13 protein-coding genes and 1 pseudogene are annotated in these 13,119 nt (G+C 66.1%); 7 read left to right on the plus strand and 7 right to left on the minus strand.

Going from position 1 to position 13,119, the window contains the following annotated elements; all coding sequences use genetic code 11:
* Window positions 1–14 precede the first annotated feature (14 nt).
* Together D5301_RS08640 and D5301_RS08645 are read left to right on the plus strand one after the other, a co-directional pair.
* Complete coding sequence (locus tag D5301_RS08640; protein WP_153855366.1) at window positions 15–1,721, plus strand: fructose-specific PTS transporter subunit EIIC; 1,707 nt, start codon at window positions 15–17, stop codon at window positions 1,719–1,721.
* A gap of 14 nt (window positions 1,722–1,735) precedes the next feature.
* Entirely contained in the window at window positions 1,736–2,989 is a 1,254-nt protein-coding gene (locus tag D5301_RS08645) for a carbohydrate porin (RefSeq protein ID WP_110712383.1), read from the plus strand.
* Window positions 2,990–3,064: 75 nt separating this feature from the next.
* Here D5301_RS08645 and D5301_RS08650 read toward each other — a convergent pair whose 3' ends face one another.
* Together D5301_RS08650 and D5301_RS08655 are read right to left on the minus strand one after the other, a co-directional pair.
* A complete protein-coding gene (locus tag D5301_RS08650) occupies window positions 3,065–3,592 on the minus strand; it encodes a DUF6622 family protein (protein ID WP_110712384.1) in 528 nt (175 codons plus the stop codon).
* Window positions 3,593–3,680: 88 nt separating this feature from the next.
* Complete coding sequence (locus tag D5301_RS08655) at window positions 3,681–4,514, minus strand: trypsin-like serine protease (RefSeq protein ID WP_110712385.1); 834 nt, start codon at window positions 4,512–4,514, stop codon at window positions 3,681–3,683.
* 189 nt (window positions 4,515–4,703) lie between these two features.
* Between D5301_RS08655 and D5301_RS08660 the strand changes: the two genes are divergently transcribed.
* Entirely contained in the window at window positions 4,704–4,982 is a 279-nt protein-coding gene (locus D5301_RS08660) for a hypothetical protein (protein WP_110714319.1), read from the plus strand.
* A gap of 31 nt (window positions 4,983–5,013) precedes the next feature.
* Here D5301_RS08660 and D5301_RS08665 read toward each other — a convergent pair whose 3' ends face one another.
* Both D5301_RS08665 and D5301_RS08670 read right to left on the minus strand, forming a co-directional pair.
* Entirely contained in the window at window positions 5,014–5,883 is an 870-nt protein-coding gene (locus tag D5301_RS08665; protein WP_110712386.1) for a methylenetetrahydrofolate reductase, read from the minus strand.
* Window positions 5,883–6,797, minus strand: a complete 915-nt coding sequence (locus tag D5301_RS08670; RefSeq protein ID WP_110712387.1) for a LysR family transcriptional regulator — start codon at window positions 6,795–6,797, stop codon at window positions 5,883–5,885. Before D5301_RS08670 ends, D5301_RS08665 begins: the two co-directional genes overlap by 1 nt.
* Before the next feature lie 176 nt (window positions 6,798–6,973).
* Between D5301_RS08670 and msuE the strand changes: the two genes are divergently transcribed.
* Genes msuE through D5301_RS08685 form a run of 3 tightly spaced genes read left to right on the plus strand, consistent with a single transcriptional unit; the run spans window position 6,974 to window position 9,665 of the window.
* A complete protein-coding gene (msuE, locus tag D5301_RS08675) occupies window positions 6,974–7,555 on the plus strand; it encodes an FMN reductase (protein ID WP_110712388.1) in 582 nt (193 codons plus the stop codon).
* Between the two features lie 58 nt (window positions 7,556–7,613).
* Window positions 7,614–8,591, plus strand: coding sequence for a DUF1852 domain-containing protein (locus D5301_RS08680; protein ID WP_110714320.1), 978 nt, complete (start codon window positions 7,614–7,616; stop codon window positions 8,589–8,591).
* A gap of 39 nt (window positions 8,592–8,630) precedes the next feature.
* Window positions 8,631–9,665 carry a methionine synthase gene (locus D5301_RS08685; RefSeq protein WP_153855367.1) on the plus strand — a complete coding sequence of 345 codons (1,035 nt, stop codon included), beginning with the start codon at window positions 8,631–8,633 and terminating at the stop codon, window positions 9,663–9,665.
* A 55-nt stretch (window positions 9,666–9,720) separates the two neighbouring features.
* Here the strand turns inward: D5301_RS08685 and D5301_RS08690 are convergent, their stop codons facing one another.
* From D5301_RS08690 to D5301_RS08700, 3 genes and pseudogenes are all read right to left on the minus strand, one after another.
* Entirely contained in the window at window positions 9,721–10,749 is a 1,029-nt protein-coding gene (locus tag D5301_RS08690; protein WP_153855368.1) for a tetratricopeptide repeat protein, read from the minus strand.
* Window positions 10,750–10,917: 168 nt separating this feature from the next.
* A pseudogene (locus D5301_RS08695) lies at window positions 10,918–11,319 on the minus strand (hypothetical protein); the annotation flags it as partial.
* Between the two features lie 91 nt (window positions 11,320–11,410).
* Complete coding sequence (locus tag D5301_RS08700) at window positions 11,411–11,725, minus strand: hypothetical protein (protein WP_228756362.1); 315 nt, start codon at window positions 11,723–11,725, stop codon at window positions 11,411–11,413.
* A 142-nt stretch (window positions 11,726–11,867) separates the two neighbouring features.
* Between D5301_RS08700 and D5301_RS08705 the strand changes: the two genes are divergently transcribed.
* On the plus strand, window positions 11,868–13,115 hold the full coding sequence (locus D5301_RS08705; protein WP_153855370.1) for an arsenic transporter: 1,248 nt from the start codon (window positions 11,868–11,870) through the stop codon (window positions 13,113–13,115).
* The last annotated feature ends 4 nt before the right edge of the window (window positions 13,116–13,119 follow it).

The following is a 13,119-nucleotide window of genomic DNA, read 5'->3' on the forward strand; positions in this document are numbered from 1 at the left end:
TTCCAGGAGTGCCCATGCAAGCTTCCCCCGTAGTCATCGCCGCAGGCGAACGCAGCATCGAGGCGGTTCTTGCCGCCGAAGCGCTGCGCCGCGCCGCCCGCCAGCAAGGCGCTGAACTGGCGATCGAAATTCGCAGCGACCAGGGCGTGACCGGGGCACTGCCCGCCACGCAGGCCGCCGCCGCAACGCAGCTGCTGCTGGTGGGTGACGGCGAGGCGGATGCCGCGCGCTTCGGCAGCGCCCAGATCGTACGCGCCAGCCTCGGTGAGGTGCTGGACGACCCGCTTGCCGTGCTGGCGCAGCTTGCCGCGACGTCCGGAACCGCGCCCGCCCCGGACGCCAGCAAGCACATCGTCGCCGTTACCTCCTGCCCGACCGGCATCGCCCACACGTTCATGGCGGCCGAAGGCCTGCAGCAAGCCGCCAAGGCATTGGGCCACGCGATCCGGGTGGAAACCCAGGGCTCGGTCGGCGCGCAGGACGCATTGAGCGACGAAGAAGTCGCTGCCGCCGACCTGGCGCTGATCGCCGCCGACCGCGAAGTCGATCTGTCACGCTTTGCTGGCAAACGCCTGTTCAAGAGCGGCACCAAGCCGGCGATCAATGACGGCCAGAGCCTGATCCGCAAGGCGCTGGCCGAGGCCAGCGTGCAGGCGGGTACGGCGGCTTCAGGCCGCACCACCGAAAAGGCCAAGGTCACCGGTCCCTACAAGCACCTGATGACCGGCGTGTCGTTCATGCTGCCGTTCGTCACTGCCGGTGGCCTGCTGATCGCACTGGCGTTCGCGCTCGGCGGCATCTATGCCTTCGACGATGCACACAAGGGCACGCTGGCTTGGTCGCTGTTCCAGATCGGCGCCAAGTCCGGCTTCATGTTGATGGTGCCGGCGCTGGCCGGTTACATCGCCTACTCCATCGCCGATCGCCCGGGTATCGCGCCGGGCATGATCGGCGGACTGGTGGCAGTCAACATGGATGCGGGCTTCATCGGCGGCATCCTGGCCGGCTTCATCGCCGGCTACAGTGTGCACTGGATCAATCGTGCGCTGCGCCTGCCGCGCAGCCTGGAAGGCCTCAAGCCGGTGCTGATCCTGCCGGTGCTTGGCACGTTGCTGGTCGGTCTGTTGATGATGTACGTGATCGGTACGCCGGTTGCCGGACTGCTGGCCTGGCTGACCGACTGGCTGCGCGGCATGCAGGGCAGCAGCGCGATCCTGCTCGGCCTGCTGCTGGGCGGAATGATGGCGGTGGACATGGGCGGGCCGGTCAACAAGGCCTCCTACGCGTTCTCCACCGCACTGATTTCCAGCCAGGTCTACACGCCGATGGCTGCGACGATGATCGGCGGCATGACGCCGCCGCTGGGCATTGCGCTGGCAACGTGGTTGTTCAGCAACCGCTTCACTGCCGAGGAGCGTGGCACGGCCGGTGCCGCGGGCGTGCTTGGCCTCAGCTTCGTGACCGAGGGTGCGATCCCTTACGCCGCGCGCGACCCGCTGCGCACCATTCCGGCGCTGATTCTCGGCTCGGCCGTGGCCGGTGCGATCTCGATGGCCGCAGGCGTCGAGCTGAAGGTGCCGCACGGCGGGGTGTTCGTGCTGCCGATCCCGAACGCGGTCACCCACCTTGGCGTCTACCTGCTGGCACTGGTGGCCGGCGTGGCCGTCACCGCGGTCGCGCTGCGCGTCCTCAAGAAGCCGGTCACGGCTCCCACCCTGTAAACGGAACCTCGCCCATGACCTGCTCTTCCCGCCGCCTGTTGCCGGTAGCGATCCTGCTGGCCCTGCCGTCCGTGGCCGCAGCCGCCGACGCGAGCGACGTCTTCACCCCCAAGCTGGCGTACACCGGCGAAGCGGCTGCCACGCTCGACGGCGGCAAGCGCAGCGGCACGGCGTATGCCGGCCAGCTGATGTTCGGCGCCGACGTGAACCTGGATGCTGCGTTTGGCTGGCAGGGCGCGACGATCAAGGCCTACGGCATCAACCGCCATGGCACCAATCTGGCCAACAGCAGCACTGGCAACAGCACCTCGGTGCAGGAAATCTACGGCGGCCAGGGCACGCGCCTGGCCAACCTGACGCTTGAACAGAAACTGCTGAACGACCGTTTGGTGCTGGAAGCCGGGCGCAGCGTCGCCAACATCCATCACCTCGGTTCGGAGCTGTGCCAGTACTTCCAGGGCAATTCGGCCTGCGGCAACCCGACCTACGTGTTCCGCACCAGCAATTTCACCTGGTGGCCGGTATCGAGCTGGATGGCCGATGCCACGGCCTGGGTGACGCCCGATGTCTATGTGCGCGTCGGCGCTTACCAGGTCGATCCCAGCCAGGCCGAGGACGGCCAGCACGGTCTGAAATGGAGTACCCACCAGGCCACCGGCTGGATCGTGCCCTACACGCTCGGTTGGCGCAGCCCTGCTTCGGCACGGCTGAAAGCCCGCTACGAACTCGGTGGCTGGCAGGACAACTCGACCTATCTGGATCCGCTGCGAGATGCCAACGGCAGCCCGGCGCTGCTCAGCGGGCAGGACTATGCGTCCCGTCGCGGCCGATCCGGTGCGTTCGCCCGCTTCGAGCAACAGCTCACCAGTGATGGTGGCGGCCGCGGCCTGACCCTGTTCGGTGCGGCGCTCAAGGGCACCTCCGGCCAGTTGATCGAGGATCATTTCCTGCAGGCTGGCATGGTGCAGAAAGGCACGTTCGCCAGCCGGCCGCAGGACAGCATCGCTTTCGTTGTGACCCAGCAGAAGTACAGCAGCATCGCGCTGGAGAACCTGCGCCTTGCCCGCGCCGCGGCCGGCGGTAGCGGCACGCCGCACGGGAGCCAGGTGATGATGGAACTGAGCTATGGCATCCAGCTCACCCCGCAGCTCCGGATCGCCCCGAACCTGCACTACATCGTGCATCCAGACCAGTTCAACGAGCCCGCCCGCCAGCGGGACCTGCCGAATGCGTTGATCGCCGGCATGCGGGTTGATTGGAGCCTGTAGGGACAAGGGGCGCCGGCCAGCAGTCGGCACTACCCTCCCGGGCTATTAATGTGATGCATCACGGCGGAGTGGGATTCAGCCTGCGACCTCCAGCCCCTTCCCCGCTGCGTCCCGTCGCAACGAGGCCAGATAGCGGCAGTACTTGCCGATGAAGAGGCCGGTGAATCCACCGGCAAGCAGCAGGTAGGCCGCACTGGCGCCGGCATTGGCGATCAATGACGGTGACACCGCGAATGCAACTTCGAAACCGTACTTCACCAGGAACGTGACCAGCAGCAGCGGCAACACGCTGTAGTCCGCGTTGCGCCAGAGCTTTCCGGTGGCGCCATCCAGAGTCAGCTTTACGTGGCCCAGCAGCAGCCACCCCAGTGCCGCGCCGGTGCCGATGCCGGCCAGCCACTCGCCCCAAGCGCTCCAGGACACTCCGTAGCGATGGCTGATCGACCAGGCGCCCCATACGGTGAACAGCGCAGGCACGACGGCCAGTTTCTGCAGTGACGTTTCGCCCGGCTTCATCGCGGCAATGCCGCGCGTGACCAGGAACGCCAGGAGCAGCCAGACCCAGATCGGCGTCTGCGAGGTGAGTTGCTGGAGCATGTTCATGAGCGGTCGCCTTGGTGGGTGGTGGCGAGGTGCCCTCGCCTTGGCGCCCACTATTCGCTTCCGCCCGGGTTGCAACCAGTGACAGCTGTCAGTCTTCGGGTGTTACTGGGCGGTAAACGGGCGCACTCAGGACGCTCTCGATCCAACCCACATAGCGCGATACCCGAACGTTGTGCACCACCTGGCCATAGAAGCCGGCTTCAAGGGCATGCTCGGGAACGGCGGTGATCCAGGAGCCCAGTCCGACCAGTTGCCAGGCGCCGTGATCCTTGATCAGCAATGGGCCGCCGCTGTCCCCGTTACCGAGCACGCCTTCAAGTGGGAGACCCTGTGGCGGGGCATCGAACCGATACCAGAGATAGCGATCATTGCCACCGGTAATGGCGTTGTATGCCCGCCGCAGCGTGGTGCGATGTGGCCCGCCCGGTACCAGCCCCATCGCACCGTTGCCGGTGGCGCCCTTTCCGATCAAGGCGGCGACCTGCGTGACCTCGGCGCTGCCGCGATAGAGTGCTACGGGCTGCACATCGTTCACCGGGGTGGCGAGCCGGATCAATGCAATGTCATCCGACCCGGCCAGGAACGCGTGGATCTTCGCCGGGCTTCCCGTCGCCAGCGCCTCCTTTCCCAATGCGTCGGGCATTCTCCTGTAGCCGGGGTGCACGAACACGCGCTCCACGCCGTAGTCCCTGCCGTTGATGGCGATGGCCAGCCCCATCCCTTCCATTGGTGCGGCATGCGCTGCCGTCAGCACCCACTGTGGGGCGATCAGAACGCCCTGCCCTTCACCCGGCATGTCGGCCAGGGCGGGAAATTCTGATCCCTCGATCCGGTAGCGGGCATCGTCCACGTCGTGGCGGATGACCACGGCCCCGGCAGCGAGCGGCAGCGCGGCAAGCGCGAGGAACAGCCAGCGGATCATGGGTGTCTTCATCCTTGCGGTCAGTCGCTGCAGCCTAGCCGAACACCTCCCGCGAAGGGAAAACGTCCGACCAACCTCACGTGTTCGACGACGAATGCCGCAGAACCGGCTACGAAACCGGGGCGGCCACGGGCCTTTAACAGCCTGTCTCTATGCTGGGACCTCATTGCAGACCAACGAGGTATGACCATGACCAAGCTGCACACCCTGATGTTGACCGGCTGCCTGTTGGCACTGAGCCCCCTGGCCTCCGCCGAGAGCGTGAACTTGACCAACAGCGCCGACGGCGCCAATCGCGATGCGGGCATCGCGGCGGTCAAGAAGAAGCTGCAGGACGCGTGCACCGACCGCAAGGGCTCGCCCGATGCGGCTTCCTTCGAGGTGGTCTTCGAGAAGACCAGCGAGAACCCAAACGTACCCAAGCCGTACTACGTGGACGGCAGGATGAAGTGCGAACTGCCGGGCTGAAGGGCCCAGCCACGCGATCATCGATAGAGCATCAAACGCTGGCGGCCGACGTGCGCCGCCGGTACCGCTCTATCCAGCCGAGTGATGGCGCAATGCCACCGAACGGGAAGAAGTGCGGGCTGACCGGGCCATGGGCGTCCGTCAGCCCACTCAGCAGGCGATCCATGAACACCTCCGGCCCTGCCGTTCCCAGCAGCCGGCCGATCGAGATGCCGTACCGCGCCAGCATCGATGCACTGGCACCCACGCCGCACATCGCGGCGTAGCGGGCCAGTCGCGCAATGCTGGCCGGGCCGGGCACGCCCACCAGTACCGGAACCGTGATGCCACGGGCGCGCAGCGCATCCAGCCAGGCCAGCACGGTATCGGCATCGAAGGCGAACTGGGTGATGATCAACGGCGCCATGCCCTGCGCTTCGATGGCCTGGCATTTGCGTTCCAACACGCGCCACCGATCCTCGGCGGTCATCACCGGATGGCCTTCCGGATGCCCGCCGATGGCCACAACCTTGATGCCGGAGCGCTCCAGAAGCCCTGTCTCGATGAGCGAAATGCTGTCAGCAAACGGCCCGGCAGGCGTGGCTAGGTCACCGGCGATCAGCAGGCACTTCTCTACCCCCGCATCGCTGGCGGCGCGTTCCATGAACCGCGCAAGCGCCGCACGCGACCCGATGCGGCGGGCAGAGAGATGCGGCATCGGCTCGAAGCCGAGTTCGCGCACCGTGCGCGCGGCCGCCAGCCGGGCGTCGTCGTCCTCGCTCGCCAGGTAAGGGATCGAGATCGTCGTTCCCGGAGCGATGCGATCCGCTTCCGCGCGCAGTGCCGGCATGGCCTTGGCGCTCACTTCCAGCGAAAACCTGTTGATGAAGGCTTCCGCCCGATCAGGCGCGCGTGCAGGCATCAACGCGCTCCGCCCACATTGCCGGCAACCGGCGTGCTGTTACGCGCCAGCTCGACGAAGGCCTGCAGATAGTCGATGCCGGTATCGGCCTCACGCGCACCCAGGTAGATCTGCTTGGGAATGCCCTTCGCCCCCAGGCGCACCGGCACCACGTCCATGCGCGCCGCGTACTCCTCCACCAGCCAGCGCGGCATCGCGGCCACACCACGGCCGCTGGCCACCATCTGCATCATGATGTCGGTGGTTTCGATGGTCTTGTGGCGCCGCGGCGTGATGCCGGCCGGCAGCAGGAACTGGTTGTAGATGTCCAGGCGCTCGAACGGCACCGGGTAGCTGATCAGCACTTCCTGGCCGAGCTGGCGCGGCTTTACGTGATCCACCTTGGCCAGGGGGTGGCTCCTGGCCACCACCAGCACCTGCTCGTAGTCGAACACGGGCACGAACTTCAGGCCCGGCTTCAGCAGTGGATCGGGCGTGACCAGCAGGTCGATCTCGTAGCCGAACAGCGCGCCGATGCCACCAAACTGGAACTTCTGCTTGACGTCCACATCCACGTCCGGCCAGGCGGCCAGGTACGGCGAGACGATCTTCAGCAGCCACTGGTAGCAGGGATGGCATTCCATGCCGATGCGCAGTGCACCGCGCTCGCCCTGTGCGAACTGGCCCAGTCGCTCTTCGGCCAGGTCCAGCTGCGGCAGCACGCGATTGGCCACCGCCAGCAGGTACTGCCCGGCCTGGGTCAGGCGCAGGCTGCGGCCTTCGCGCAGCCAGACATCGGTGCCCAGCTGCTGTTCCAGCTTCTTCATGCTGTGGCTCAGGGCAGACTGGGTCAGGTTGAGTACGCCCGCGGCGGCGGTCAACGAGCCCTGCTGCTCGACCTGCTGCACGATGCTGAGGTGGATCCGTTCCAGCATGACGATGAATCCTGCTCATGGATTAGTGAAGTAATACCATTTTACGTCATGGAAGGGCATGACTAGGATCGGGTCATGCCTTCGGTTGCCTGCCAGCCCGGTCACCTCGCCGGCCTGCAGGACTGCGCCCCCGCAGATCGCCCGAAGGAGCTCCCCCTCCTGCTGAAAGCGAACAGATGACCCGCCCCCTCCGTATCGTCGCCGTCTCCGGCGGACTGCAGCGCCCCTCCAGGGCTGCAACCCTGGCCGAGCACCTGCTGGACCTGATCGGCGAGGACGTTGCCTGCGAACCGCACCTGATCGAGCTGGGCGAGCTGGCGCCGCAACTGGCCGGTGCGCTGTGGCGCTCGCAACTGCCGGCCAGCGTGGAGCAGCAGCTGATTGCCGTTGAACAGGCGGACGTGCTGGTGGTGGCCACGCCGGTCTACCGCGGTTCGTACACCGGCCTGTTCAAGCACTTCTTCGATTTCATCCACCAGGACGCACTGGTCGACACCCCGATCCTGCTCGCCGCCACCGGCGGCAGTGAGCGCCACGCGCTGGTGATCGACCACCAGCTGCGGCCACTCTTCAGTTTCTTCCAGGCCCGCACCCTGCCCCTGGGCGTGTACGCCACCGACCGCGATTTCGCCGAGGGCCGCGTGCACAACGACGCCCTGATCCAGCGTGCACGGCTGGCGGTGCAGCGGGCGCTGCCCCTGCTTGCGCTGTCCCATCGTGCAGCGCCCGCTGCCGCCGAGGCCGCTGCAGTCCTCTGAATGCCGAATGCCAGCGACCTGCATTCGGATGTCACCCCCGCAACCCGGAACGCCGCCCATGACGACCGACACCTTCACTTTCAGCATCACGCGCATCCCCTTCAACGAGGACTACCAGCCCGCTGACGGCACGCGCATCACCACCAACTTCGCCAACCTGGCCCGTGGCGCATCCCGCCAGGAAAACCTGCGCAACACGATCAGCATGATCAACAACCGCTTCAACGACCTGGCGCACTGGGACAACCCGAGCGCGGACCGCTACGCCGTTGAGCTGGACATCATCTCGGTGGAGATGCACATCGATGGAGCCGATGGCAGCGATCCGTTCCCGCTGATCGAAGTGCTGCGCCCGACCATTGTCGACACGCGTACCGGCGCTCGCACCGAGGGCATCGTCGGCAACAACTTCTCGTCCTATGTGCGTGACTACGATTTCAGCGTGGTGCTGCCGGCCAGCAACGAGGGAAAGGCAACCTTCGGCATTCCGGAAGGCTTCGGTGATCTTCACGGCAAACTGTTCCAGCACTTCCTGGAATCGGAGGCCTACCGCGCCAACTTCAGCAAGGCGCCGGTGATCTGCATCAGCGTCTCCAGCAGCAAGACCTACCACCGCACCGAGAACCACCATCCCATCCTGGGCGTGGAGTACCGGCAAGGCGAGTTCTCCCCCACCGACCAGTACTTCGACAAGATGGGCCTGCAGGTGCGCTATTTCATGCCACCGGGCAGTGTTGCGCCGCTGGCGTTCTACTTCCAGGGCGACCTGCTGGGCGACTACTCGAACCTGGAGCTGATCGGCACCATCAGCACGATGGAAGCCTTCCAGAAGATCTATCGCCCGGAGATCTACAACGCCAACTCCGTGGCCGGCAAGGTCTACCAGCCCAGCCTGAAGCACCAGGACTACTCCTCCACCCGCATCGTCTACGACCGCGAAGAGCGCAGCCAGCTGGCGGTCAAGCAGGGCAGGTTCACCGAAGAGCACTTCATCAAGCCGTACCGCGCCGTGCTTGAACAGTGGGCTGCCCGCTGATCCATCGATTTTCCATTCGCCCCCAGGACACAAGACGCAATGTCGACGAAGAAACTGCTCCCCACCTCCACCGCCGGCAGCCTGCCAAAGCCCTCCTGGCTGGCAGAGCCCGAAAAGCTCTGGTCACCCTGGAAGCTGCAGGATGAAGGCCTGACCGAAGGCAAGCAGGATGCCCTGCGCCTGTCCCTGCAGGAACAGCAGCACGCCGGCATCGATATCGTCAGCGACGGTGAGCAGACCCGGCAGCACTTCGTCACCACCTTCATCGAGCATCTCAGCGGCGTCGACTTCGAGAAGCGCGAAACCGTGCGCATCCGCAACCGCTACGACGCCAGCGTGCCGACCGTGGTCGGCGCCGTGAGCCGGCCCAAGCCGGTGTTCGTGGAGGATGCGAAGTTCCTGCGCCGGCAGACCACGCAACCGATCAAGTGGGCCCTGCCCGGCCCGTTGACCATGATCGACACCCTGTACGACGCGCATTACAAGAGCCGCGAGAAGCTGGCCTGGGAGTTCGCGAAGATCCTCAACGAGGAAGCGAAGGAGCTGGAAGCCGCTGGCGTCGACATCATCCAGTTCGATGAGCCCGCCTTCAACGTGTTCTTCGACGAAGTGAACGACTGGGGCGTGGCCGCACTGGAGCGTGCGATCGAAGGACTGAAGTGCGAGACTGCCGTGCATATCTGCTACGGCTACGGCATCAAGGCCAACACCGACTGGAAGCAGACGCTGGGCTCGGAATGGCGCCAGTATGAAGAGTCGTTCCCGAAGCTGCAGACCTCCAACCTCGACATCATCTCGCTGGAATGCCACAACTCGCACGTGCCGATCGATCTGATCGAGCTGGTGCGCGGCAAGAAGGTGATGGTGGGCGCCATCGACGTGGCTTCCAGCACGGTGGAGACGGCTGAGGAAGTGGCCAACACCCTGCGCAAGGCGCTGCAGTTCGTGGATGCCGACAAGCTTTATCCCAGCACCAACTGCGGCATGGCGCCGCTGGCGCGTGACGTGGCACGGGGCAAGCTGCGGGCGCTCAGCGAAGGGGCCAGGATCGTGCGCGAGGAGCTCTCGGCGTAACCGCTGCAAGCGATCTGCGTCCGGACCTCTGTGCGGGGTCCGGACGCATCGGCACTCAGCGCTTGCGCGCGCGCCGCTCGGGGCACTGCTTCGGATCGAACAGATCGTAGGTCTGCTTGATGGCCAGATTGCGGATCGCCCTGCGATTTCCCTGCGCTGCAGCCTCACAGGTCCAGTAGATGTCCTCATCCTGGTCCTTGGGCACCCCATGCCCGATGGAGTACAGGTATCCCAGCTCGGCCTGTGCAGGCGCGTAGCCCGCCATTGCCGCCTTGCGATACAGGTCGGCGGATCGGGCCTCATCCTTCTCTACGCTGATACCCTTGGCATACATCAGGGCGAGCCTGGTCTGCGCCTCCACATCACCGCCATCGGCAGCCGCTGTGAATGCTTCAACCGGGCCAAACGCGCCGGGCGTGTCCATCTCGGCACACCACACCTCGTTCTCCTTGCGATTCAGGCACAGCTCCAGGCGGGCCTCCTTGACTCCCGCCAGGCCGAGCTCCTGCACGGCTGCCCTGGCATACCACTGCATGGCCTGGGCCTCGTCTTTCGTGAGGCCGGCGCGTCCCTTCTGATAGAGATTGGCAAGGCTGTACTGCCCGGCTGGCGAGCCGAGTTCAGCGGCTCGCCGGAGCCACAGGACAGCCTGGGCATCATCCTGCTGCAGGCCCAGGCCCTGCAGGTACATGATCCCGAGATCGGACTGTGCGTCCGCATTGCCCTGATCGGCAGCCTTGCGTACCCAGTGCAGGGCCTGAGCGGAATCCCTCGGCACGCCATTGCCTCGCAGATACAGCACACCCAGCATGGATTGTGCCGGCGCATAGCCCTGATCGGCCGCCTTGCGGTACCAGTCCGCTGCCTTCGCTGCGTCCCTGTCGACGCCTGCGCCGCGCAGATACCTGTCTCCAAGTTCATTCTGGGCTTCCGCGTTGCCGGCCTTCGCCGCAGTCATCACCCGATCCCGCTCGGCTGCGTTGTCATTGCCAAGCGCAGGCGTGCTGCAGGCCAGGGCAGCCAGTCCCGCACAGAGTGCGACGCGCCGCAGGGCGCCAATCCATTCTTCCGTGAACGTCTGCATTCTTGATCAACTCCAGATGGATGCCGCAGGTAGACCCGGCAGGTGCCTTGATCAGCAAGTGATCGGGCCCGGGGGCGGCATTATAGGTGCGCGCAGGACTACGTGGCCGAGGTTCTATCTGGGTAGCGGGCGTGCCTGCTCCTGCGCTCGCGACATCGCAGGGGTCCGTCTCAGCGCCAGCGCCTCCTTGATCCGGCCCATCTCGCGCGACCCGGCCTCGGCCAGGCGGCGGGCCTGCTGCCGCTGCTCCCGCGTGAGCGCGGAAGGTGGTGGAGTACCGGCATCCAGCAGCCGCGCCACCGCATCGCGCAGCCGCAACTGCGGGCAGAGCCGGGCGGCGCACCAGCGTTCGGCGTAGCGCTTGGCCTGCCGCGCATTCGCGGCAGCCACCACCTTGGTCTGTGACATTTTCCGCGCGTCGAGGAACAGGCGGACACCGAGCACGGCATGCGGCACGACGTTGGCCACGCAGCGGCCGTTCCACCACAGGTCCCAGCGGTCACCGCTCTGCACCCAGCCGGAGGGCCGGCGGGCCGTCATGAAATCGGGAGGGCTGGAGGGCGAATGCATGGCCGGAAGAATACGGTCGGCCGTCGCATGGACTGAGATTGCGGAGTGGCGCTGGCAACCTCACAACGCTTCTGCCGCAGCGAAGCCCTTTTTACCACTCTGGGCCGAGCAGCTTCTCCACCTCGGTTTCGAGCCTCTTGGCGGCTTCCTCCTGCGAGGCCACCTTGATGCACAGCCCGGACTGGGCAGGCCCGGGGGTCAACCGGTAACGGTTGATGGTGCCGCCGCCGTCGCCATCCAGTTCCACCCGGGCCACCAGGGTTCGGCCATTGGCGTTGAAGGTCCAGTCCTGGTATTCGAACATCGTTGAGTCCACCGCAACGCCTTGAATGGCTCCCACCTTATGCGGGGTGGTGGTGAAGAACGCCCGAAGAAAACGTTCGCGGAGCGTGCGTGCCAGCGGCACGCGGCAAACAGCCGAGCCTGGGCTCGGCGCTACAGCCAGGGCGCGGCTCGCAGGGTATGATGCCGCCTTCCCCGAACCACCGTGATTGCAGCGGGCGCGTCCTGTTGAGGTACGCGTCGGCGCCGCTGAGACACCCCGCCCGATGCTCGCTTCCTGCTCCTCTTTCCTCATCTGGGCGGCCGTGACCGTGGCGACCCTCGGCCTGCTGTTCCGGCCGTTCCGCATTCCGGAGTACGTATGGGCACTGGGGGCGGCGATTCTGCTTCCACTGCTGGGAGCGGTGTCGTTCGGCACGACCTTGCACGCGGTGGCCGAGGGCCGCGATGTCTATCTGTTCCTGGTCGGCATGATGGTGCTGGCCGAGCTGGCCCGGCGCGAAGGCCTGTTCGACTGGCTGGCGTTGTATGCGGTCCGTCATGCGGGAGGCTCGGGACGACGCCTGTTCGACCTGGTGTTCCTGGTCGGCACGCTGGTGACTGTGTTCCTTTCCAATGATGCCACAGCGGTGGTGTTGACCCCGGCGGTCTACGCCGCCTGCAAGGCCGCCCGCGCCAACCCCCTGCCCTATCTGTTCGTCTGCGCCTTCATCGCCAATGCGGCCAGCTTCGTGCTGCCCATTTCCAACCCGGCCAACCTGGTGGTGTACGGCCAGCACATGCCACCCTTGATGCAGTGGCTGGCGCAGTTCGCGTTGCCGTCACTGGCCGCGATCGGTGCCACCTATCTGGTGCTGCGCTGGGTGCATCGGCGCGAGATCGCGCAGCCGCTGGTGGCGGCGCCGGAGCATCGCCCGCTGACCGAAGGTGGCCGGCTGAGCGCGCTGGGCGTGTTGTTCACCGGCACCGTGCTGCTGGTGACGTCCGCACTGAACGGCCCGCTCGGCCTGGCCACGTTCTGCGCAGGCACGCTGAGTGTGGCAGTAGTGGCGATGCGCCAGCGGCGCAGTCCGTTGCCGCTGCTGCGCCATGTGTCCTGGGGCGTGCTGCCGCTGGTGGCCGGCCTGTTCGTGCTGGTGGAAGCAGTGGCCCAGACCGGTGTCATCCAGACGGCGGCCAGCGCGCTGCAGGCCGTTGCGCAGGCTTCCCCACACCAGGCCAGCTGGCTGGCCGGTGGCGCGGTCGCGCTGCTGAGCAACGTGGCCAACAATCTGCCGGTCGGCCTCGCCGCAGGCTCGCTGGGCCAGATGGCCGAACTGCCGGCACAGACCCGCGCCGCATTGCTGGTCGGCGTGGACCTGGGCCCCAACCTGTCGGTGACCGGCTCATTGGCCACGATGCTGTGGCTGGTGGCGCTGCGCCGCGAGGGCGAGCATGTCAGCGCGCTCGACTTCCTGCGCGTCGGTGCGCTGGTGATGCCGCCTGCGCTGATCGGGGCGCTGTTGCTGCTCTGATCGA

Origin of the sequence: Stenotrophomonas sp. MH181796 (assembly GCF_009659995.1) — a bacterium.
Classification (GTDB): Bacteria; Pseudomonadota; Gammaproteobacteria; order Xanthomonadales; family Xanthomonadaceae; genus Stenotrophomonas; species Stenotrophomonas riyadhensis.